12 protein-coding genes and 1 riboswitch are annotated in these 24,093 nt (G+C 52.4%); all 12 genes read right to left on the reverse strand.

The genetic code is table 11. The features are described from left to right. Window positions 1-164 precede the first annotated feature (164 nt). Entirely contained in the window at window positions 165-854 is a 690-nt protein-coding gene (locus ACFRAM_RS19775; RefSeq protein WP_175373852.1) for an ECF transporter S component, read from the reverse strand. After that, window positions 827-2,563 carry an ABC transporter ATP-binding protein gene (locus ACFRAM_RS19780; protein WP_379467314.1) on the reverse strand — a complete coding sequence of 579 codons (1,737 nt, stop codon included), beginning with the start codon at window positions 2,561-2,563 and terminating at the stop codon, window positions 827-829. Before ACFRAM_RS19780 ends, ACFRAM_RS19775 begins: the two co-directional genes overlap by 28 nt. Then, window positions 2,479-3,423, reverse strand: coding sequence for an energy-coupling factor transporter transmembrane component T (locus ACFRAM_RS19785; RefSeq protein WP_379467315.1), 945 nt, complete (start codon window positions 3,421-3,423; stop codon window positions 2,479-2,481). The genes ACFRAM_RS19780 and ACFRAM_RS19785 overlap by 85 nt, the downstream gene beginning before the upstream one ends. Next, window positions 3,420-4,487 (reverse strand): DUF4430 domain-containing protein, encoded by a 1,068-nt coding sequence (locus ACFRAM_RS19790; RefSeq protein ID WP_379467316.1) that lies wholly within the window; start codon window positions 4,485-4,487, stop codon window positions 3,420-3,422. The genes ACFRAM_RS19785 and ACFRAM_RS19790 overlap by 4 nt, the downstream gene beginning before the upstream one ends. Before the next feature lie 184 nt (window positions 4,488-4,671). Then, complete coding sequence (locus ACFRAM_RS19795; RefSeq protein ID WP_379467317.1) at window positions 4,672-9,300, reverse strand: DUF4430 domain-containing protein; 4,629 nt, start codon at window positions 9,298-9,300, stop codon at window positions 4,672-4,674. A 170-nt stretch (window positions 9,301-9,470) separates the two neighbouring features. Further along, a riboswitch (cobalamin riboswitch) is annotated at window positions 9,471-9,670 on the reverse strand. A 168-nt stretch (window positions 9,671-9,838) separates the two neighbouring features. Next, on the reverse strand, window positions 9,839-12,883 hold the full coding sequence (locus tag ACFRAM_RS19800; protein ID WP_379467318.1) for a GAP1-N2 domain-containing protein: 3,045 nt from the start codon (window positions 12,881-12,883) through the stop codon (window positions 9,839-9,841). Further along, window positions 12,880-14,142: a TRAFAC clade GTPase domain-containing protein gene (locus ACFRAM_RS19805; RefSeq protein WP_379467319.1), complete on the reverse strand. Its 1,263-nt coding sequence runs from the start codon at window positions 14,140-14,142 to the stop codon at window positions 12,880-12,882. The genes ACFRAM_RS19800 and ACFRAM_RS19805 overlap by 4 nt, the downstream gene beginning before the upstream one ends. A 106-nt stretch (window positions 14,143-14,248) precedes the next feature. Beyond that, on the reverse strand, window positions 14,249-14,884 hold the full coding sequence (locus ACFRAM_RS19810; protein WP_379467320.1) for a beta-mannanase: 636 nt from the start codon (window positions 14,882-14,884) through the stop codon (window positions 14,249-14,251). A 24-nt stretch (window positions 14,885-14,908) separates the two neighbouring features. Beyond that, window positions 14,909-16,183 carry a vWA domain-containing protein gene (locus ACFRAM_RS19815; RefSeq protein ID WP_379467321.1) on the reverse strand — a complete coding sequence of 425 codons (1,275 nt, stop codon included), beginning with the start codon at window positions 16,181-16,183 and terminating at the stop codon, window positions 14,909-14,911. Between the two features lie 83 nt (window positions 16,184-16,266). Continuing rightward, complete coding sequence (locus tag ACFRAM_RS19820; RefSeq protein WP_379467322.1) at window positions 16,267-18,651, reverse strand: transcription initiation factor TFIID; 2,385 nt, start codon at window positions 18,649-18,651, stop codon at window positions 16,267-16,269. Between the two features lie 4 nt (window positions 18,652-18,655). Beyond that, complete coding sequence (locus ACFRAM_RS19825; protein WP_379467323.1) at window positions 18,656-22,045, reverse strand: tubulin-like doman-containing protein; 3,390 nt, start codon at window positions 22,043-22,045, stop codon at window positions 18,656-18,658. Window positions 22,046-22,079: 34 nt separating this feature from the next. Beyond that, complete coding sequence (locus ACFRAM_RS19830; RefSeq protein WP_175373841.1) at window positions 22,080-23,900, reverse strand: vWA domain-containing protein; 1,821 nt, start codon at window positions 23,898-23,900, stop codon at window positions 22,080-22,082. Between the last annotated feature and the right edge of the window lie 193 nt (window positions 23,901-24,093).

The raw sequence follows: 24,093 nt of genomic DNA on the forward strand, positions 1-24,093 counted from the left end.
GGTAAAATCCGGAGAGTTTATGCTTTCGAGGCGAGCTTTCCTACGGAAAACTATCAGGCGGTCGCTTTCGCTCCTTCAGTTCCAAACCTCCCCTCCATTCCGTCCCCCTTATGCTAAATTTTCAGTTCAATATATAAAGCAAAAAAGGAGGAACTAATAGTAGTTCACTCCTTTTGCAATAATCCATATTTTTTACGAAAACGCTCCAGCACTTTGATCCAGCCCCCGGCGAGCAGCGACAGAAAAACTACATTAGACACCGCATGGGCGAGGTCAAAGTAAAAGCTCGCGATATATGCCGACACGACCAGCTTCCAGCTAAACGCATCCGGCAGACTGATCAAATACCAAATGTTCATAATCCAGCCAAACAGGAAGCCCCAGACAAAGCCGAAGATAAGCATTCCTGTCCTTTTGCGCATCCACCAGGTTCCCCGCAGCCAGCCTGCCGTCAGGCCGATCATCCCCCAACAGAACATCTGCCAAGGTGTCCAAGGACCCTGGCCAAAGTAGATATTGGAGACCAGCGCTGCTACAGCACCGATGATAAACCCCGCTTCTGCACCGAAGACATAGGCAGAAAGTATTACGATGGCCGATACCGGCTTAACACTGGGCAACGCGGCAAAGGGAATGCGGCTGACCGCTGCTACCGCTGACAGTACAGCGAGCAGCACCAGCTCCCGTGATTCAATCGGCCGGCGCTCCAACCCTGCAAAAAGCGGGAACAGCGCGGCCCCCAGCAAAACCAGACTTAGCAGAATATAATGACTGTCCTTGAGTGCTGCTGTCAGGGCCAAGGCAACGATAAATACGGCCAGGGCGATCAGGACCGGGAAACGAAAGCGGGCCATTGCCGGGTCACCTCCTCTACCGTTAAGGCTTGCGGCAGCCAGTCCCGCACCATGCGATTCACTGCCGTCGTATAGAAATAATTAGCGCTGAAAAAGCGCTCCGGAGGGCCTTCTGCCGTAATCCCGCCATCAAACAGCAGCGCACAGCGGGTCGCATAGCTAGCCGCAAACTCCACATCATGGGTAACGACGATGATGCTCTTACCCAGTTCCCGCAGGTGAAGCAGCAGACTCGCCAGCTTCTCTTTAGCCGCGGGATCCAGTCCCTTGGTCGGCTCATCCAGCAACAGGATATCCGGTCTCAAGAGCAGCACCATCGCCAGAGCCAGCTTCTGCTGCTGACCTCCGCTGAGATCATGGGGATGACGTTCCAGCAGCTCTCCAAGCTCAAAGATGTCCAGTAGCCCATCGATTTCCTCCTGGGCCTCCGTAGCGCTTAGGCCGCCGTACTCAGCCATCTGCCGCAGTTCCTCCCGCGCCGTATCCTGGCTAAAGTATAGCAGCGGGTTCTGGGCGAGATATCCCGTAGAACTGCCTTTGGCCAGATCTATACGTCCCCGTTGCGGTTTCGCCAGCCCATTCAGGAGATGAAGCAGTGTAGACTTACCCGCACCGTTACCGCCCAATATAGCCAGAAGCTCACCCCGGAAAAGACTCAAAGACAGCTTCTTCAGCACCTCCGGTCCTTCCTTCTCATAGCGGAAGGTGATCTCCCTGGCCTTCAATATCTCTTCCGCTAAGGCGGATTCCCCTGAAGGTCTACCTGATGGGATGGATGAACGCTGGCTACCACCAGCCTCTATGGCCGCTGAATCATGTTCTGCAGACGGACGGGCACCTTCTCCTTCACGATCAGTACGCCATTCTCTTTGCAGCCATTGTTTGCCCTCACGAACGGTCAGAGGGATGGAATTAGCGCCTTCTAAGGCCGTTTCAGCAGTCAAACCGAGATATACCCTTGTCGCAGCAGGAAGATACGCTAGATCAGACGGGGAAGCAGTTCCTCCGCCAAGCTTTACAGCAATTTCACGCGCTGTACCTTCGGCTTTCAGCTTGCCATCCTCCAGCATCAGTACACGATCCGCCAGTGGAAGAACCTCCTCCAGACGATGCTCGCTAATAATCACTGTCACAGACATCTCCTCGTTCAGGCGACGCAGCATTTGGATGAACTCACGGGCGGCAATCGGATCTAGCTGTGAGGTCGGCTCGTCCAGTAGCAGCACCTTCGGCTGGAGAACCAGAACAGAGGCCAGATTCAGCAGCTGCTTTTGCCCACCGGAAAGCTCATGCACCGGCTTGTACAGCAGCGGCTCCAATCCGAACAGCCCGGCGATTTCCGCCAGTCTGCTGCGCATTACCGGAAGTGGATAACCCAGATTCTCCATAGAGAAGGCCAGCTCATGCCAGACCGTATCCATCACGATCTGAGCCTCCGGGTTCTGAAATACCATCCCGATCTCGGCAGCAGCTATCTCTGGTGACCATTCCCCCAGCGGTAGCCCCCGATAGCACACGGTACCGCTGCCGGTCCCCACCGGAGTCAATTCACGCTTCAGGTGGCGCAGCAGCGTGGTCTTTCCACAACCTGAGGGACCGCATAGCACCACGAACTCGCCCTCCCTTACCGTGAACGAGAGCTCATGAAGCGAGTCCCGGGCTTCATCGGGATAGCGGAAGGATAGCCGGTCCGCTGTGATGATCTCCATATCCATTTCTCCTTTCCTTCCAGCCCTAACGGGATCAGTACAAACAGGCAAAAGCTTGCGTATACAACCGCTTCCTGCCAGGTGTATTCCAGCGGCTTCAGCCGCGGATAAATCTGCATCGTGCCATAACCTTGCAGCCAGCCTAGCAGTGGAATCAGGCCACTAACTACTAGCATTACCAGGACGAAAATATCCTGCCGGTCCATCTTATAATTAGCGTAACTGCTGCGTTTGCTTACCCCATAGCCGCGAGCTTTCATGGAATCAGCCGTTTGCAGAGCTTCCTCCAGCGACCAGGTTAGAAGCACCTTCAGCAGCGTCATCCCGTCCTTCATTCTTTTGCGCACACTGCCTTTTCCAGTGTCAATCCCTCTTGTTCGCTGAATCTCAGTAATCTGGCGGAGCCGCCGTTGAAACAAAGGCACAAAACGGATCGACATCAGGGTCAGCAGGGCGCTTTTTGGAGCCACGGAAGAGAATAGATACATGAATTTGTCCGTCGTTACTGTATAGTTGTAAGACACAAACACAATAAGGATCGTCAGGAGCACCAGCATCATCATCAGTCCGTACAGAATCGCTTCCAGCGTAACTGGCTGGTCCATGAAGTAGAACAGAATATTGGAACCTCGATGTGAGAAAAAAGGATTAAGTACGGCCACCGACCCGGCCATCAGCAGGTAAAAAGGCAATCCGCGCAGCAGGGTCTTTCCCTGCCCTTGCAGCAGCAATAAACCTAGCACACCAATCAGTTCTGTCATCAAATATACAGGATGAAACAACAGCGCTGCGAACAGCACTAACCCGGCATAATACACAATCGCTACAGTAGGGTGCATGGAGCGGAAGCCGCTACTCATGGAAACTGGGCTCCCAAGTCCTTACCCAGATTAAGTGTGTACAGCCAATCGATCACATCGCCAGGCTTCACATCATAGATTCCCGCGCTTTTATCCGGGAACACTCCGTTCACCCGGTACATCCAGCCACTTTCTGAGCCTCGATCAAATTCATACAGGTTGTCGATACCTTCCACATAGGCAAAAGCTTTCGTTCCGCGGTATTCCATCTGCACCTTGTTCTTCCGCGTAATCCGCTTCAACAGGTCCAGCACGGTATCGCCCTCCTCTACTTCCATAGCTACCGGGGATAAAATCGTCCCCAGCTCCTTATCGCCCACAATGGAAATCGTGGCCGTAGCTGCTGCATCCGGCTTCTCCACCGGCGCTACAGTAGCCGGTTTGGCCGTAGCCGACGGCTTGCTCGTCGGCTTGGCTGTTGCCGCCGGCGCGGTCGCTACGGCGGTCGCTGCAGGCTTCGCCGATGGCTTCGGCGAAGCTATGGACCCCGCTGCTGGCGCTACGCTTGCAGCGGGTTTGGTTGGAGCCGCCGTGGCCTTAGCCGGCGGCGAGGTTACGGGCGCTGCTGCTGCAAGCGCAGCGCCTTGCTCTGACGTCGCCGCCGAAGGGGCCGGCGACGCTTTGCCGCCAGCCGGCGCAGCATCGGCTGCCGGCGGCGGGGTCTGCTGCGGGCCACCAGCCGCAGCAGCGTTGTCTTCGCCGGCGACTGCGGAGCCGGCGGCCTCCCCTGCGGCAGCGCTGCTTGGAGCGCCGCTAGTATTCGCGGCGTTACCCACACCGGTGCCGTCAGCGCGGCCAGTATTCGCAGCGTTACCCGCACTGCTGCCGTCAGTATTTGCCGCGTCGCCGCCAGCATTACTGCTTCCAGCGTCACTATCATTAGCACTGTCACTGGTGTTGCCGCTCTTAGCAGCTTCACTATTCTTGCTATCTTTGTCATTTACATGTGAGGCTTGATTGGACCCCGAGACTTGCTGGTCCCCGGATGAGCATCCAGCGACCAGCAGCACTGCGGTCAGCAGCGCAGCTACAAAAGCAAGCCAACGCTTGGAATGGTTGGACATGAACCTGAGCACCTCCATAGAATAACGCAGTTTCGCCGCTCTATCAGAGCGGCACCTGCTACTTGCAAGTGATGTACAAAATTGGATTAGAAAAGGGAAAAGAACGAGGGCACTAACTTCTCCCCCGTTCCATCCTTTTCACTATATGATTCAAAATACTTTTTCAGACACTACCCGAAAGATCCTAAGGCAGTCTTACCGCAACCACCGCCGCCATTTCTCTGGTTACTGGTGCGGATGGGTCAAACGATCCGCCAAAGCCAGTCATGTATCCCAATTCAGACACAGACTGCACAGATCCTAGTGCATACATGCTGATGCTCACTTCGTCTTTGAAGCTTGGCTTATTCACCGGAGCTTCAAGCTTGAAGGCTCTGGCAATCATCACAGCCATATCCTGACGGGTTATAGTGCCGTTCGGATTGAATGTTGTCTTGCTGACACCATCAATGATGCCAAGCTCCTTCGCCTTGATAACATCCCCGTAGTACCAAGCCCCTGGTTGTACATCGCTGAATACCGAAGCTGAGGAAGCATTTGCAGGCTGGTTGCCTGTCAATCGGAGCAACAATGCTGCAAACTGCGCCCGTGTAATATTAGCTTTTGGCGCAAATACAAGACTGTCAGCACTTACTCCCTGCATCAATTTGTTGTCATACGCAGTATGCACCGATTTCAGAGCCCAGGCTGAGATTTGTCCTTCATCGGCAAAGGTCACGCCTGGAACCGGAGTCGTAACCACCGGTGCAGCGGAGAAGCTATACAATTTGTCCTTATCATTCAAGAAACGGTCGTAAGCTGCCAGTGCTAGTAACGCCTGTTCTGTTGCAATGCTATTGCTGGTCTTGTCACTCAAAGCATGTGCATAACCACCATCACCTTGTCTGAACGACGCCAGATTGCTTAGCAGACCACCTTTAGCTTTCACAAAACGCGGATCGTTAAGACCTGTACCCACTGCTGTCAAGGCAATTATCACCTGTGACACACTTTCGCTGTTCTCAGCGCCGTACGACTTGTAACCGCCGTTCTCCAACTGCTGAGAGGATAGCCAGCCGAGCGCTTTCTCAATGGCCGCTTTTACGAGCGCTTGATCCTTGTAATTAGACAGGGCCGTTACGGCCATAGCAGTAATATCAATGTCAGCAGCACCGCCAACCGACAACGGGAAGCCGCCTTCCTTCGTTTGTTGCTTCAGAAGCCAATCTACCAGGCGTTCACGTGTCCACTGCGCATTTGCAGGTACAGCGTAAGCGCCACTGTCCAGTGCAGTCAAGGCAAAGATCACACCGTTACTGCCTTGAGCAATCATATTAGCATTATTGTAGATTTTCTCGATAAGATTGTAGCCGCTGATGCTTTGCGGATCGCTGCCCACAGCCGCTGCAGCCAACGCAATCCGTTCATAATCGGTCACTTTGCGGAACTCGCCTTTAGCCTCAGCCAGCTGAGCTTTCAGGCCGCTCAGGTATGAAGCAGGTACAGTGTTGCCAGAACGCGCCAAACCGATGGCCTGCCAATCGCTGATTGTTTCTGCGGATGTAATGTATTTTACAGCCCCGGCGATATCTTTCTTAATCTGATCTTGCTGTGGCTCCCATAGACTGCGGTCAATAACTGCATAGTCGGTAAAGTGACTAACTTTTCCTGTAACAATGCCAGTCTTCGCATCTACCGTAGTCGGAACTGGAATCCATTCATTAGTAGTCTTGTTCAGCCAAGCCATAGTCAAGTTATCCAGATGGTCCGTAGTAACAGGTACTTTAATGGCCAGATCCACCGGCTTCGCGAACTTCGTGCCATCCGGAGTAAATTCATACAGTCCGGATACCAGTTCGGAACGGCTGGAGGAGAGCTCTTTTACATTAATCGTAACACCACTGGACACTGCGCCAGCCGGAATACTTAACTGCACTTCTCCGGCAGTGTCTTTCAATGTCGCTGCTGCTCCGACTGGAATCGCCTGCGACAAGGATACTGTATTAGCTGCCAAAGTCTGCTTCAGTTCCGCTGCCTGTGCAGATGTCATTTTTTCATTGGCATTGCTTACTGTTGTAGTCTGTCCCACCTTGTTGAGCGGCAGAGCATTATCCGGGCTGATGACAACCGCAGTGCCCGTTCCTGGAGTACCGGTGGTTGGTCCCTTCGGATCGGTTTCAAAGGATGGCTCACCCAGATCGACTCCAAGATTTGTTGTATAGCGCCAGGCAACCGTATCCCCATCTGCAAGCGTAGTATAGGCACCTGCACTGTAGTTCGGGAATACTCCATTGACCGAGTACATCCAACCGCTTCTCTCACCACGGTCGAACTCTGCCAAGCCATCAATTGATCTAACATATAAACTCGTGCCCGAACCGGTAGCAACCACTTTACCGCCCAACTGACGAACCAGTAAGGTATAAGGCGTATCACCCGGGTTCAAATTGACTGTTGTACTCGGAACAATCGTACCGCGAATGGCATCGCCTTCCACCAAGAAGGTGACCTGCGATTTTGCAGGTGTAGGCGTTGGTGTTGAAGTGCCGTTATCCTTAGCAACGGATATTGGGCTTACCGTTCTAACCACTGTTGGGACCGCATCTTTGCGGTAACCCGTAACTTCTATTGCATAATCACCAACAGCCTTACCAGAAGCAAAAGTTGCTCTGCCGTCATCCTGCGTAGTAGCCGTTTCTCCATTTATTGTAACTTGAACACCCTTAATGGGCAGGTACTCCGCCTGACCCGTGTTCCCGTCATTAACGTTCTTTCTAACTAGAATTTTGAACGGCTGTCCAGCTACAGGCTGTGCTGGTTCTACCTGAATGGAATCTATCAGGGAAGTAATACCGTAATCCCCATAGTAGAATACGATCTCTTCTCCGCTCTGCAGCAAGTATGCTCCCGCACCGGTATTCGGGCTGGTCCAGTGTCCATCTTTTTTCACAGCATACATCCAGCCATCGTAGCCGTGATACTTCCCTGCTTCTATTTTGTTAATGGCAGAGACATATTCGCCCCAAGCGCTCCCCGTCACTTCTAGAGGAATATTGTTAGATTGAGACAGTTTTCTTAGGGCCTGAAGTGGACTTGTTGCATCTACAGTTCCAGATGCTACAGAACCTTCCGGACCTTCAATAGTTATAGCAGAATGAGATTCTGCCGTTACGCTGAACGTTGAAAGTGTACGTAACACAGTTGGTGCCGAATCTTGACTATAACCCGTAACCTCAATGTTGTAAGTGCCTGCGGGCAGACCAGCAAAAACGGCCTTACCGTCACTGTCCGTAGTTACTGAGTTCGCTCCAATGACTACCTTTACCCCTTGGGCAGGTACGTTACTAGTCTGAGGCTGATTGTCAACCCAATTCGTAACATCTTTGTAGACTTGAATCGTAAAAGCTTCTCCCGGAGCCGGTAAATCTGGCAAGACATTTACGTGATTAATAAGGCTAGTGTTAGAGAAGTCGCCATAATAAAATACAACTTGTTGTCCCGGGTCAAGAACATAATCCCCCGCACCTACATCTGGCATTTCCCAATAGCCATCTTTTTGGACAGCAAACATCCAGCCATCCGACTTGCCGTACAAGCCTTGTTCAATACCATTTATACCAGCAACATACTTACCGTAAGCAGTATCCTCTATATTTAGCGGGATATTATTTTTTTTAGAAATTTCCTCCAGAGCCTTTAGGGCCGTCGGCGCTTCTACATTCCCCTGCGCAATCGTTCCTTCAGGGCCTTCAATTCTAATTGAAGCCTGAACGGCTGGTTTCTGAGAAGCCGGTTGCTTTAAGCTATAGAACTTCTCCCCTTTAAGGAATAACTGATACGAGATAAGTGCTTGCAGTGCCTGTTCAGTAGCAAGGTTATCAGATTTTCCAGACATAGCATGACGGAAACCGCCATCAGGCATTTGGTAAGCTAACAGGTTGGTGATAAGGTTATTTTGTCCCTTAGTGAACTCCGGCCCTGTCGGGTCAATACCAGCAGTAGTCAAGCCAAGAATAGCCTGTGAGTTAGCCTCACTGCTCACACCCCAACGGCTGTCATAGCCGCCGTCCTTGTTCTGATTCTTGGACAGCCAATCTACGGCACGCTGGCCTGCGGTCTCTACTTCAGGAAAGCCATTGTAAGTGTAGAGAGACTGTAACGCCATCCCCGTTATATCTGCATTGGAACCAAAAGCCGAGAATACACCCGACGGATCTTGTTTCGAGATGAGATTATTCGCAATCCGTTCCTTGCTCCAGACTGCATCGTCAGGCACATTATATTGTCCGGCTGTTATAGCTAGCAATGCATATATAGGGCCATTTATACCTTGAGCCGCTACGTCCTTGCTATTATAAATCGGCTCAATAAGATTATAGCCGCCGAAGTTGGTTGCATCACGACCGATTGCCGTAACAGCAAGAGCCAACCGGGCATACGTAGTTACATAAGGAGGGGAAGAAGCAGTCATAGCACTCTTCACGCTCTTCTCAAGACTCGCAGTATAACTATCCGGTATCTTTAACCCGAGACGCCCATAGCTAATTGCGATCCAATCCGTTGTAACTCCTTTAGTCTGAACATACTTTATAGCGTCTGTAATCGCCTGTTGAACATCTACGGTTTCTTGTTCTTGTGCAGCAGCAGTAAACGTCGCTGCGCCGTAGGTGGCGTCTGTCACGCTAGTTTCTGTAGCTCCTTGATCAGTAAGGCTTTGCTGTGCTTCGGCGAAGGCTTGTCCTGCTGGTATCAGCGAAGAGCCAAGAATGGAGATGACCAGCACTAACGCCAGTCCAAGCGCAAGCGCCCGGGATGATAACATTCTTTTCATCATGAACCTCTTTTCTTTATAATTTTGGTTTATGCTGGAAAACAAACAACATAAAAACCGCCCTACATAAAGGGCGGTCAGAACAAACTTGGCTTGAGGGCAGACGTACGGGAATTTCTTTCCCGGAGCACATCCATCTGCAACTGGTTCCCGGCCTCACCCCCCGAAGGCATGGGAACACCTTGAAAAAGGCAGGTTTCCTGGCTCATGCCTCATCGCTTCTTTCCGCCTTCCCGACTCCTTTATAGGAACAGTGGCCTTTGAAAAGTCGCTCCGCATCTACAGTGGCGGGACCGCGCCGGATTTTGAACCGGACTTCCCTTTTAAGCAAACCCAGACCATCTGAGTCTGCACCTTCTCCATTAAGTATACTACTATTAAATTTTAATATTCCTAATGATAGCTATAATCCCCCGGTATGTCCATAGAAAAACTGCCGGAATCGGTATTGGCCCATTTTCACAGCGAAAAAGCTCCTGAATGCTGCAGAGCCATAACTTGTCCAAGTCATAACTCTGCAGCTGTTCAGGAGTAGCAATTATTATTTCTTTTTCGGTTTTGCTGTAGCCGTTGGATCAGGGCTTGTGTCGTCCTTTGCCGGAGACTCATCAGAACTTTGTACCGGAGCCTTCTCAGACAACTTCAACTTATAGCCCCCAGCCTCAATTGTGTCGCCCGGCACCAGCACAGCCCCAGACTCTAGCTCAAGGGTTACCTGATATGGGCCCTCTTTCTGATCTATCTGTCCATCCTCTGGCGCAGGCGAAGGTGAAGCAGCAGGATCAATCGTTGAAGATGCCTGATCTTTCTGATTCACAGCATTATTAGCTTGATCAGTCACTGCATCCTTGGCATTGGCAGATGAATGCGGAGGAGCATCCGTTGCCGTTCCAGCAGCGTTTCCGGCTACATTGCCCCCATCAGAATTCTCTTCTTCGGAAGAATCTCCTAGATCCGATGATGGTAATGCGCACGTACTGGTCGTAGCTGTTACTTTATACGTAGTCTTGGTTTCATCGGTATTGAGCACACTAATCTCAGCCGGCTTGAAACTATCGCAATCAGCAGCAGTAGGGAAAATAAACTGCAGCTTGCTACCCTCCACCTGCTCTCCGTCAGGTGCCAGCAGATAGGCCATGACCGGCGGCAGACCGGTACCAGCCGTTTGGTTGGGACTTGGCTGCGGACTGGCCTCCGGCAGCGTGCTCTCTTTCCCGTCGGGCCGCAGCATGCTAAACGCTATAATTGCAATAACCAGGACAATTCCGATTGCGAGCCCCGAGATCAGGATTTGAAATCGGCTGCGGCTGACCCACCGCGCCAGCGGTGAAGCCAATTGGGAGCGGGCTTCATCATATACAGTTTGCAGAGCAGGTCGTGCGGCTGCAAGATAGGTTTTGCGGAATTCGCGATTCTTGAAAGCTTCCCGGTCATAGCTATTGAAATATTTCAGAATGGCCCGGCGGTACCCCGGCTGCAGCTTCTTGTTCGAGACTACAAACAATGGATTGCCTTGTGTCCAAGCCAGGAAGCGGTAGACGGTTTCTTTATCCGAACCTGCCTTCTCGTTAACCATTTCCAGCAGCGCTTCGTAATCCAGCGGTCCGCCCTCACGGTGACTGCTATAATAAAAGCCCAGCGGCAGCCGGTCGAAAGGTTCAGCGGACCTTGACTCCTTCAGCCAGCGCCGTCCAAGAAGCTGCACATCATCCAGCTCCTTCGGAGTCAGTCCGGCGAAGATTCCCTCATCCGGCTTCTCTTCCCCGAACCAGCGGTAGGCAGCCCGCAGGGCGTTCTCCTTCTGCTTGCTGATTTGATCCAGCGGCGGATACCATTTGGCAGCCCCCTTGGGATAACGCAGGAAAGCAATATCCAGCAGCTGCTCCTTCGTTAGTTCTGCCAGAGACAGACGGTTCAGCACAAAACGGTCAGCGGCCGCAGCCAATCCGCGCAGAAGTTCAAGCGCTTCAGGCTGGATACCACCGCTGCGCCGCCGGTCCTTCTCAGCTTTCTCCACACGCTCATGAATCCCGGCTGCAGCGGCAACAGGATTGGCTTCACGCTGAAGCTTTTCCAATAAATAATCCTTTGTCTTGTCCTCAATAAAGGTCTGCTGAAGCACCTCAGGCAGCGTGCGTCCCCAATAGAGTACAAAGCCAGCAATATCCGCTGCTGATGCGGCGGCAGCCAGACGGTTCTCCAAATACGGCTCCAAAAGCTTCCGGCGGAAGATCGGCTGACCCAGCACTTTTTTGAAAAAGGCCGCACTCAGTTCTTCTTCACTCTCGATAATGGCATACGCTGCCTTTAGGTCGTCCTCTCGTCCTTGGTTGCTGTTGTTCAGCATCCCGTTAATGAAATAATCGACGATACGGCCCCTGTAATTATGTCCCGGCAGCACATAGTAAGCCTTGAAGCTCTCCATCAACGCAGGGATCAGGAGACCTCCTTGTCTGATCTGATCAAATTCCCGGTCAAATCGTTCCAGAAAAATATCGTTCAACCGGACTCGTGACTCCAGCGCGCCAGGCCCTTTGAGGTAATCCAGCAAGCCGCCAAGAACCGCGTACTTGTTCTGTTCATACAAGCTTTCATTACCTTGTTCAATCTCGTAAAATACAGCCAGTTCATTATAGAGCCCGAGCGATAGCTTGCGTTCCAAGTTTTCCCCGTCCAGCATCCGGTCGGCAAAATGACCGAAATCATTCATGCTGCCGCCGCTGCTCGTAATCTTCCAGGCCAGATCGGCGTACTGCTGCCGCGAATCCCCGAATTCAGCATTAGTACTGCGCCCAGAGACCAGATCGAACGTAAAATCCTTCTCCACATTGCGATCGCCGGGACGAAGTGAACCTTTTTCTACAAAGGTCAAATGAATATATTTGCGGCTCTTCGGCTCATTGGCATACGTAATAACACCCAGTCTGCGACGGAACTCATGGGGTAGTGCGCCGAAAATAACCTCGGTCAGCTCTGCTGCCCGTCCCGACAACTCTCCAATAGGCACATCCAGCGCTATATAGATCTTCTTCTTGCCGGCCACGGAAGTCATTACCGCCTGCAGCAGTGACTTGAACAAGCTCTCCCCAATATTCAAGGAAGACAGCACTGTCCCAGGGTCAACCTGAGTTCTGCCCGCCACCGGGATAGAAGACAGCTCTGGCAACGTACCACCAAGTTCACCTGTGTAGCTCTCCGCAAAATCCGCATGCAGCCAATCCCCATAATGCTCCACAATCTCTTCTGCACGAGCAGCAGGAACAACAAAGTTATGGGCGAAAAAAGCGCTCCGCTGACCCGTGAAATCGGCCGACTGATAGCGGCTGTTCCCGATGACGGTCTCCCCGTTCTCTGTATGGAACAGGTGCAGCGCTGAAGGGTAGGACGCCTCGTCCTTCTCCCCGCGCGCCGTCAGCTCCGCTGGAGCATCATAGAGACAGAAGGGATGAAGAATTTTTTTGACAAAGCCGCCGTCCAGCCCCTCCGACTTCGCTACCGTATCGAACCCTTCTGTGGAGCGAAAAATCCCGCGCCGCTCCCGGGTGTACATCTGCTGAGTGATCATCGCCCCTGAATGATTCTTCACGGGCCGTCGCTCCCCTCAATGTAATTCAGCTTGTGGAGCAGCCAGATGAACGGCTCGTCCACCCGAATCGGGCTGACCACCCCTTCAATCTTCTGATTTACGGGATTGCTGCCGAGTGCGGATACGGCAAAATAAGCAGTGTTGGAGAAATACACATCCATCGTATCCTTGAACGGACGGTCCACCTTGCCAATAAACCGGCGAATTTCCCCGTCGATGTTATGGAATTCGTCCAGATTCAGCGTTTTGCGGTGCACATAGTTATTGAATACGTTACTGTTCGACTTGATGTAATCGCCATCTTCATCTTTTAAGGAATGCAGCATGTCGCTCTTCGCCAGAACGATTGCGGTAGGAATGTCCGTCTTGCTCTTCTCCTGATAAGCAATAAAATCGCCGAACATGGTCAGAACAACATCGCGTGGCTCATCATATTGCGAGACCCATTCGCCCGGACGGTCGCCTATGTTGATGCGGATCTTCTCGCGTACCGATCGAATTTGCAGCGGATCAACCATAAACAGGATACCCGCAGAATTCTTGATATGCTGGCCATGCAGACCCAGATAATCCTGGTCGACCATACCTTCACCCGCGACATCGAAGAAGACCAGCGTCAGCGGCGGTTTGTTCTCATCCTTGAAGACAAACTGGAAGATGAATGGCTCCTGCATCTTTTCCTTCTGTGTCGAAGCCAGCAGATCCCCGCGTTCAAACAGCGGCTCTTCATAGAGCGTACGGAACTTGCGGCTGATCTCGGCATTCAGCGGCATACAGGCAGCATCAAAATGCCCGGCAGTGGTGTGCTGGAGCGTATGAATCAATGCCGTCATGTACACCGACTTCCCTACTTGGGAAGCGCCGATAATAGAGATGATATTGCTTGGCACCTTGCCTGCTGTGACCGGAAGCTCATTATGGCAGGACGGGCATAGCCGTCTGCGTGTAAGTACCCCATAACGGTCCGTCAGACCGGTAAGTACATTATCTGTGTAATGATGATACTCCTCTGGGATATCGGCCGGACGAATAATAGCCTCGATGTCGTCCACGGTGTCCAGTCCAAAGCGTTCACGGTATTTATTCAGCGCATCATCCTCGCCAAGCGCGTAATTCTCATCGTCCTCCCGGCTATGCATAGCCCGAAAGACCACGTCCTCCGGCGCAAACTTGGTGAAGCAGAAGGGACATACGATATCGTAATAGAGCGGCCGCGGCTGCGACTGATTCTTTTTCATAAAGCGGCTAAAAAAAGACATCTTTTATCCTCCTTAAAGCTTTACGCAGTAAAGCCCGTTTCGTTCACACTGGTCACCTGGACTGCGTGAAGTGTTGTAAATCCCCTTGTTCCTGACGCAGAGCGCCTTACTCCGGCACCAGTTCATAGACAAGCCCATACTTCCGTCCATCGGTGAAAAAGATGCGTACAAAATCATCCTTGCCGATCTCAATCGGCGGAAGCTGGTTACGTCCGGGTGCAAAATCCTGGACGAACGGAAACCGGATGCCATCCTCCTTGCCCGCAGGAGGGCCGCCGCGTTTCTTAACATAACATAGTACATCTCTCGCTACCGGGACTTCTGCCGTAATCGACATATGTACGGTCTTTTGTTTGGCGAACAACCCTTTTTTCTGAACAATAGAGTAATAGATCCGTGCCTTGCCCGCACTGACAAGCACGCGGTTGGCTTCGTCCCGCTGCTGCACCAGCACAGTCCCGCCGTTCTCCGTATGACGGACGTAGACGGTGTACGCGACCAATCCGATATCATCAAGCCGGTCACGATAACCGTTGTTTGACTTGTATTCTTCACGTGTATAGAGCTTCATTCCGCTGGGCGGAATGTCTCTGGCCACAGGCTCATCTGCAGGGCCTTTATGAATGCATACGGCCTGCACACCATCCGGCCAGCGCCATCTCAGCGTGCAGAACCGATCCTCCACCTGTGTAGTGATCTCTGTGATCAGGGGTGTGGATGATTCTGCATCAGCAAACCTCATGACAATAGCTCCTTTCCGCTTCATCTAGAATCCTTTGCTTCCCCGATTCCTGCGCGGCCGCTCAAAACTGCCCGATGCTGTTCCCGCCGCAGCTGCTCTCGTGCCTCTGCGAGTCAATCGGCCTTCACCAACCGGAATGACTCCGGTGAACACCCCGATGATCGCAGCCAGAACCAGCACAGCCAGAAGCCGGATGAGTGCATCGCTGAAGGTGTGGCCGCCAAGGCCGTATTCCAGAATCAACCCGGCTAGCAGACCGGATACGGCGCCGCCGATGCCGAAGCTTTTGGCCAGGTGGCGGTTGTCGAACACGATACCCAGTCCCAAGCCAAGTGTAGCCCCGATTAGCAGCAGTGCAAGGATCCGGACCGCCGCATAATAAGGGCTGTTCTCCGTAGCGTCGCTGCGCACGGTCAGAAGCGTCCGGTCGCCAAGTCGGTCATAGATCTGCTGGAATACATCGCCGAGACGTCCGGCATCGGTCACATCATAATACTGGCCTCCGGTCACGCGGGCGATCTCCTGCAACAGCGCCGGACCAGACGGGTCCTCTATGCCCAGCCCGATCGTATTGACTGCAATACCCCGATCCACATAATCCTGCAGCTCCCGGGCCGTATCCATCTGGCTGAAGCCGTCCGACAGTAGAATGACCATGGAGCCACGATCACTTCTGCTGTCGCTGTTAATGACATTCAGCGCCTCGTGCAGCGCACCACTGATATTCGTTCCGCCATCCGTAGTCTTGAGATTCAGGATAGCCGCCGACACCTTCTCCCGGTTCTTCGAATTCGAAAGAGATGTCAGCGGTTGGGCAATGGACACCTCTCCATTGAAGGTCAACACCGCCACCTGATTATCCTTATCCATCCGCATGACAAGACTCTGAGCAGCCGAATAGCGGCGGTTGTCAGGGTCGCTTTGATTCATACTACCGGAGTCGTCGATGGCCATGACCACATCTTTAACCGGTCTGATGCCGCCAAAGTTTAGCTCATACACGAACTCCGTCACTGCGCCGACACCAAAAGCCAGCACCAGTGTCAGGGGCAACAGCTTCCAGGATAATCCCAAGTACCGCTGCTTCCAAGAAGCGCCGTTCAGTCTCGGGGAGATAATCTCGGCGATCAGGCAGCCTACGCCTACTCCCAGCGCTACGATCGCGAAGTAAATGCCGACAAGCACGATGGATGGCAGGTCTGTGAGCCAGCGGCCCAGCAGCCATTCCCCGATCAGAAAAGCTACGGCCCCCCCGATCAATGCGAAGAAGAGCAGGAGCATATTAATTTTACGCTGCATGTTCATTCATCCTTTCCGGTGGAACATAAGTGAAACCTGGTTTGAAGCTGTTATTTTCTCTTCCTTGCCTGGCGTATACATCTTTAACGCAGCTCAGGAAGATGTTCCTCTTCGATGGCATGCAGCTTGTAACCGTTCTGAACGTAAGTCTCGTAGTATACGCGGCCATTCCGGTAATACAGCAGATCCTCCAGATGGAAGCCGCCCATAAGGTTGAGCTTCTCCACCCCGCTTCTGCGCTGCTCATGCACGAAGCCCAGCCGGTAGATCCGGGTCGTCTCATCCACACCATTGACGTAACGCAGAAATTCGGAGGTGCTGTCGCCGAAGAAATATTTCTCCTCATGCCGATGCTCCTGCGTATATTCGAACAGCCGCACATTGACAATGGCCCCATCTTCCAGGCTGCGGTAGAGCCGCTTGAACAGCTCTTCCTTAGACAACACCTGCTTGTTGTCATAAGCGACAGCCACATTAGCCCGCCGGAGCAGCTCCTCTTCAAAGGAAAGTGCGAAGGCTTCAGCCGCCAGCAGCTCCCGCCGGCAGATCTCGATCAGGCGTTCTACAACCGCCTCCTGACCCTGGTCCAGCAGCTGCGACAGACTGCCCAGATACCGTTCACTGAAGAAGACGCCGGGACCACGCCGGGTCTCGATCTCCTTCATCACCTCTTCGGTAACCACACCATAGTACTCCATGATGTTCTGACCGATGTCATCGCGTGTCCGCTGGATGCTGTCCTGGGCTATGCCACGCAGTTCTTCCTCAAGCGTCTCCATGATTTTTACGCGGGCGATACTCTCCGTATGAATCCGTTCCAGTGCAGCTTCCAACCGCCGGCATAGACCAAGCTCAGTTTCAAGCTGTAGCAGTTCATATCTTTTGCCATAGACGACTGTAAAAAGATACTGGATAAAGTTGCGTACCGTACGCTTGTCGAACAGCGGCACACGTTGGAATGGCTGGCGCTCCACAGTGTCACTATAGAGCTGCTCAAGTTCAGCCTTGGCATTCGCCAGTACTGACCGGAGACCGGCCATATGCTGGCGCAGCCCGTACAGCAAGCTGCCAGCATCGTCGCGGTCGGCCGTCCACTCTGCCAGCTGATAGAAAGTCACCGCCGGAACAGCCTCTTCCTGCGCAGCCAGAAGCGGCCGCCATTCCCGCAGCGGTTCTATCGACTCCAGCCGCCCTGCAGCAGCGGCAGTGAAATTGCTGCGGAAATAGTCGCTTCCGCCGCTGCCGAACAACAACTCCTCAGCCTCCCGCAACGACAAATATTTCAATTCGTTGTAAGATGGACGACCGTGACTCATCAGTCCCGTCATCTCCTGCAGCCCTGCTTCATCCGGCAGAAGCAGCGAGGAGCGCTCACGCAGGGTATCGGCACCAAGTCCGAACAGGACCTGCCGCTCACGAACGCCAGGCGTACTGCCTTCACGCATATTCGCCGCCAGCCGCCGAAAGCCATGATACAGGACCGCCAGGGCAATCTGCATGTTAGGCCTTCTTACGCCAGAGAAACCTGCCGTAGCATAGCCCTGCCGGCCGGAGCTGCCCCGGATGCCGCTTTTAAACGTCATATTGTTATAGCCGCCATGTCCGCTGGCTTCGTCGGATGTAGGACGAACCCGGTTCTTCAGCAGACTGATGTGGGAGATGATCTCGTAATTGTCCTGCATACCGCCTGTAGACATCATGCCCCGCTCATTCTTATCGGACAGCAGGTAGACCAGATCAAACAGCTGGGAAGGACCATGGCTCACCGGAATGGATAGCCCATCTTCAGTCACAAGCAGCGGCGCACGGAACGTGTAGTCCGGCATCTGCATTCCATCCAGCTCCCGCATAAAGGCCAGCCCGACCGAGCTGGAATACCCGAAGTTGTCGCCCTGCTCCCGTTCGTTGATCAGGGCGTACAAGTCGGTCTGCACCGATTTGAACGATTGGCCCAGCACCGCGCGGGCCAGCAGCGTAATCTCCGGCAAGAACACATTAAGCGGGTCATCGACCCGCGTAATGATAGAGAGATGGATAACGTCAAAGGAAGAATACAGCCGTCCGTAATCCGCTATGCTGTTGCTGATCCGCCGCAAGGATCGGTTCATCTCCGCCAAATAGCGGCTGTCCTCCTGGAAGACGCGGTAAATATCTGCCCGGACGGTACGTGGATCATGTCCTGTTGCCGAGGGCAGGGTCAAGGGCATAACCCGCGCGCTCCCACCGGCTCCGTACTCCACTGGGCTTACACCTTCAGGCAATGCGTGCATAGCCATAACGCCTCCGGCGTTATCCCATTTGCGTTCGCAGCTGTCCAGCACCGGAGCGATGGCCGGGGCAATCTTGTCACCTACAAACAAAAACAGGGCGGGGTAATGGATACTGCTGCGTCCATCCCCCTTGCTGCGCAGCGCTTCCTCCTGCTGCGCATATTGTTCACCATAAGATAATGCTAATGATTTAATCATAGGATTATTTCAGCTTTCTGCGGATACTGCCAAGCTTGCCGGTCATGCTCTTGTAGAATCCGTACATTTCGTCGCCATTGGCATGCTCTACCCGCTCATACTCCAAGCTGTCCCGAGCCTCCAGGAAGGAGACATACAACCCTTCCAGCTTGTAGAGCAGCGGAGATACATCTTCGGCGGCGGTCATCTCACCCGCACGGCGCGCTGCCTTGCGTAGCAGCACACTGCGGCTCTTCTCGTCCAGGCTGCGGAAATGACGATACACAGCATACTCCACATAACTGCGTTCCTTCATCAGATTAGCGAATGGCTCCCAGGCATCTTCCTCTTCATCACGATCATAGACATACAGCGCACCTTTCTTGATAATGCTGTCTGTATATAGAGCTTCAAGGAACTGGTCCATCCACTTCTCTTCATCCAGATATTGATGCAGCAGTGCATCCAGCTCTGCAGCCTTGGCCTCCAGCTCAGCAACCTTCGCCAGCTCTTCACGAACACGGGTTATCAGTTGTGGTGTGCGAATCAGATTCTCCTTCGCCAGATCCTGGTTGACACTACCGAAGATATCCTTGACCGCCTCGCGTTCCAGCCCCTTCTCCCGCAGCAAGCGCAGCTCATCTGCAGCCTTCTTGACCTCGCCAAGATTCGGGCGCGGCGCTTGCAGCTGCAAATCAAAGCCTTTCAAGAAGGTTTCAATATCAAACGGCTTCGTGAATATAACCGAATAGCGGCTGCTTGTGTTTTCATCCGTTCCCTTCTCGACAATCACACCTGACGCCAGTGCCTTGTCGAAATCGGCACGAACGCGGGCATTGTAATCACGGACACGGGCGTTAACATAGGTGTCGCCCCATGATTTTTCCGGAATTGGCGACGGCAGATAAGTCCAGTTGTTCTTGTCTGTCATCACCAAATGACGGCCAATGCCTTCCTTGTCCAGAATGGTACGCTCATAGTTCTCCTCAAATACGCGCAGCGGTGTATACACGAAGAGCGGCACCCCGTTGCGTGTGTTCAGCCAGAAAATACGATTCTTAACTTCGCTTTCCTTGATCGTAAAGTGCGATTTGCCCAGCGCATTATTCTGATAATTGCGAATACCTTTCAGGATGCCCGGCGCTTTGACCGGAACCGAGACGAAGCCCCAGGATGGAAAATGAAGATTGCCTGAACTGTTGCTAAGATGGAAAGTCGGCACGGCCTCCTCGTCCAGCTTGCCAGCGATGATACGCTCCACAAATTTGTCGAGCGGCTCCTCATGACCGTATTTCATCACGAGGAAATCTTCCATTGAGCGGGTGATCAAATCGCCGAACTTATCGCTAAGGAAATCAGAAATGGAACGAACAACATCAATCTCCTGCTCTCTGACCCAGCGCCCCGAATGCTTGAGCATTTCCCGGGTGAAGTCACGGATCAGATCGTCGCCATCCTTCTGGTCCATAATTTTGGAGATGGTCGCGGAAATATCCGGTACATTGACGATATTCCAATAATAAGTTTTGTTACCTTTATGATCAGATTGCTCTTCACCGTTAATGAGGATGTCCCCATTCTTGGCAAAAATCGAGCTGAGCGCGCTAAGAATCTCAGTGAACACACCATAAATCCGGCTGTTCTCTTCGTTCAGCAGCTCGTACAGATCCTCATAAAATTCAATCATTCGCTCGGTACGCTCTACATCAGCATGCAGCCAGTACTCATTGATCTTCGCTTCAATATAAGCGTTCTTCTTCTTCTCCTTGGAGACAAAGGCGCTCCGGGCATCCCCCAGCTTCTCGTCCGCACTGTCCTGCGCCGTCTCAATATCCCGCGGCAGGCGCAGCAGACTTTCACGCAGCGTCTCAATATAAGACTGAATCGACTTCAGGATACAAAAGCCTTTTTCGGTATAAAGCAGCCGCGAAACATAGAATGGTCCTTGCTCTGGATGGAGGAAAATCCGCTCCAGCTCCTCACCAAACCGGCCGACAATTTCACCCGGAAGCTGCTTTCTCGCCTTGATGTACTCCTCACGCGCACGTGACAGGAAGTTCTGCTCCAGCTCCGTATCCATGCTGACGACCTGGTTCTTGATGACATTGGCATGGCTCAGCCGTTCGCTGTTCTCGAAGCCCGGCAGCGGCTCAGGCACACGGGATTCAAAGGTCTTGACCATGCTATCGAGATCGATGCCCAGCTTGCGGGCGAACTTTTCTACCTCTTCCTGACCCGGTGCTTGCTCGAACATTTTCTCCATTTTGTCGAACAGACGGTAAGCCAGATAGGTCGTCATTTCCTCGATCGGCAGCACAGCAGAGGAAGCCCCAATAATATTGTATTCATAGTTGGCCGGATAAGCCTTGTTCATCTGGGCAATATTGGTGCGGATGTTACTAATATAGTCATGAATAGCGAATTCTTCACCGGACTGCTTCTCTTCACTGGCCATAAAGTTCGTGATATTCTCCGCCGTGACATTCATGCAGTAATCATAGGCATTCTCCAGCAATTTGCCCTCGGTATTGGTCGCAGAGATGAGATGACACAGATTAAATGGAGGCAATGGCGAATTCACGGTCAAAATATTGCCGTACTGCTGACGGAATCTTTCGCCCCGGCTGTCCACATTCATCCAGTAATCCAGTTCCTTCAGCGCCGCATATCCGTTCTTGCGGATATATTCACGGGTATGTTCGCTCAGGCTCTTGTTCGAAAGATTCACGTCTGGTGTAAACAGATAACCAAGCGTGTTCACCCGGTCAATTCCCGCAGAGCCAAAGTCGCGCTCAATAATTCCGCGCACGATATAAGCGATATCCAGGAAAGCACCGCTGCCCGTTCCGCCCGACAATCCTGTCAGCAGAAACACCATCAGCTTCTTGTTGGTGCCTACAGACAGTGTCTTGATCTTCTTGTCAATGGCACCGACCACTTGGTTAATCTTGGTGAACAAGAGCAGCCGTCCCGCCTGACGCACGCCGGCAGCGCCGTTCATACCATCCGTAATGCTCAGTTCAGGTGACAGCCAATCCGTGATATACGGGTCCAGAATACTGCGGTTCTGCAGCAGTCCCCCGATTTCGGCATTGGCCAAGAGCACGAATTCATTCTGCGAATCGAGCCCAATGCCTTTATATTTTTTATTACGATCTTGTTCGTTGGTTTCAAAAGCTAAAAACTCTACATTATCCGGCTTGTCCCGCTTCTTCTTGGACAACGGGTCTTCTGGCAGCTTGAAACGGCGGTTGATCTGGTATTTCAGGCGGAGGAGGGCGTCAATGCCCGTGCCCCCCAGCCCGATAATGAGTATAGGATTGTCAATCGTATCGACTCTGATCTTATCGCTGACAATTCCCCCGCCAAGCGATACATCCAGTTGCTGAATATGCTCTCGTACTACCGGTTTCATAAGCGTTCCTCCTGAACTGTACTAAAGAATCTGGTTACACCAGGTATTCCAGTAAAATTGTTTTGTCCACGCTATGCAGTGATACCGAAACGCGGTCACCACTTTTCAGTTCCAGACCACGCGACGCATCAGCGGCGCGTCCGGATCTCTCCACGGTGATGCCTTCGCCGCTGCGGAGCAGCAGTCTGTCGTTCTTGCCCGGAGTGAAGACGAGCTTCTCACTTTCCTTAAGCTCAGGTGCTAACTGCAGCAGTTGATGCAAGTTGAACTTGCCTCTGAACGCAGCCAGCTTCTTATACTGCGGATACGTCTTCTCTCCGGTATTCTCGTCCCGCACCTCGATGACGATCTGGCCGGTAAAGCCGCGTGTCGCCTGCTTCCGCAGCAGCCACAGGGCTACTCCAGCCGCCAGCAGGAGCACAATTCCGCCAATGATATAATACAGAGTCATAGATTTCGGCTTGTCGGCGAGCGGGTTACTGCTCTCCGGGGCCGCTGTAGCGCCGCCAGTTCCAGCAGTGCTTTTCTTGGCGCTGACTGTCACAGGATCACTCTCACGGTAAAAGCTTCTTTCCTCCGCACGCACCTTCAGCTCGTAATCATGGCTCTCCTTCACCTCAAACGTCCCTTTGAAGACATCCCCGGTGTTATCCAGCGGGATTTCTTCAGTAGTGCCCGTATCCAGGTCCTTGGCCAGCAGAACGGCCTTCATATTTTGATACAAATTGCTGAGCGTTACCTGAGTACCGTTGCTGAATAAGTGGGAAGCAATATCGATCTTGTCGCCTTTTTTATAGGATGCGGAAGGCAGCGCATCTATTTTAAGTTCCAGGTCATAGTTGAAAACGAGATTAATATCAATTTTATCCTTGGGCACCCCTTTGATCTGGAGCTTCCAATCGCCCTGCTGCGGAGACAACAGCTTAATCAGGCTGTAAGTCTTCGACTTCGAGAGCAGAACATCGCCTGAAGGTATAGCTACTTCTTTCCCGGTTGGGTCCTTCAGCTTCGCAGTTACAGGCTGTGAAGACATAATGGAAATATTGGCCTCCAGCACGCTGGCGTTCGGGACGTTCACCGTCACCTCCTGAAAGCTGCCGTTCCCCGTAATCGACTGCACCGGTACAATCTTGAGCTTAAGATGGCTGGCAAAAATTTCGCTGAGGATCTGCGGCAGATCATCTGCCGAATCTGTAGAGAATGCCTTACCTCCTGTCTTCGTGGACAGGTCAGCCAGAGATTGCTTGTTCAGCTTGCCATCCGCATTCAGACCAATGGTATAAATGGGATAGCCGCTCTTCTTGGCCTCATCCAGTGCTGTATTCAGCTCCTGATCCGATTGGCTCTGAGTCCGTCCAGTAGCTTTGTTAAAATCGTTGTTACCGTCGGCGAGCATGACGATGAGCGGTTCATGGGAAGGATCGCTGCCATTCTGCAGCACTTTTACTGCCTCCTTCACGCCTACGGCAATATCCGTATACGCGCCGCGGTCCAGCCCGTCAATGAAGTCCTTCAGATCCTGCTTGTCGGTCGCCGAATTGATCTGCAGCAGTGCCTTTTCCCGCTGCACTTTATCGGTGTAGGCTACAATCCCGACCTTATCCCCTTGCGCGGACAGCATATCTATGAACATCTTCATTGCTTCGTTGGCAATCTTGTTCTTGTCACTCTTGTTCATGGAGTTGCTGACATCAATTAGCAGCACGGCATCAATATGAGATGGCGCCGGGGTTGCGGCATGAGCCAGCCCTGCACCTAGCGGGGCAACCGCGATACACAGGGTCAGCAGCAGCGCCGGAATAAGGCGCCAAAAGACAATCTTCGATGTTTTTCTACGGTGGTCATTATGAAGCATAAAGATGGCTCCTCTTGTGTTATAGTAGGCAAATATGGAAATCAGCCAAAAAGCTAAAATCTGTAAATAGTATGCCATTATGATATAATTAAACCTTGTAAACTTCAACTTTTAGGACTGATGAACTGTTAAGAAAGAACGCTATAATTCACTTTTTTCGCTGCACTATCTTCCAGAAGAAAGGAAAAGTCAC

This window comes from Paenibacillus sp. NPDC056722 (assembly GCF_042790635.1).
Taxonomy (GTDB): domain Bacteria; phylum Bacillota; class Bacilli; order Paenibacillales; family Paenibacillaceae; genus Paenibacillus_AQ; species Paenibacillus_AQ agri.

Coding starts and splice junctions, on each gene's coding strand:
- ACFRAM_RS19795 (WP_379467317.1), bottom strand. CDS start 9,300: ATGATGAAAAGAATGTTATCATCCCGGGCGCTTGCGCTTGGACTGGCG.
- ACFRAM_RS19830 (WP_175373841.1), bottom strand. CDS start 23,900: ATGCTTCATAATGACCACCGTAGAAAAACATCGAAGATTGTCTTTTGG.
- ACFRAM_RS19805 (WP_379467319.1), bottom strand. CDS start 14,142: ATGTCTTTTTTTAGCCGCTTTATGAAAAAGAATCAGTCGCAGCCGCGG.
- ACFRAM_RS19825 (WP_379467323.1), bottom strand. CDS start 22,045: ATGAAACCGGTAGTACGAGAGCATATTCAGCAACTGGATGTATCGCTT.
- ACFRAM_RS19820 (WP_379467322.1), bottom strand. CDS start 18,651: ATGATTAAATCATTAGCATTATCTTATGGTGAACAATATGCGCAGCAG.
- ACFRAM_RS19775 (WP_175373852.1), bottom strand. CDS start 854: ATGGCCCGCTTTCGTTTCCCGGTCCTGATCGCCCTGGCCGTATTTATC.
- ACFRAM_RS19780 (WP_379467314.1), bottom strand. CDS start 2,563: ATGGAGATCATCACAGCGGACCGGCTATCCTTCCGCTATCCCGATGAA.
- ACFRAM_RS19785 (WP_379467315.1), bottom strand. CDS start 3,423: ATGAGTAGCGGCTTCCGCTCCATGCACCCTACTGTAGCGATTGTGTAT.
- ACFRAM_RS19790 (WP_379467316.1), bottom strand. CDS start 4,487: ATGTCCAACCATTCCAAGCGTTGGCTTGCTTTTGTAGCTGCGCTGCTG.
- ACFRAM_RS19815 (WP_379467321.1), bottom strand. CDS start 16,183: ATGCAGCGTAAAATTAATATGCTCCTGCTCTTCTTCGCATTGATCGGG.
- ACFRAM_RS19810 (WP_379467320.1), bottom strand. CDS start 14,884: ATGAGGTTTGCTGATGCAGAATCATCCACACCCCTGATCACAGAGATC.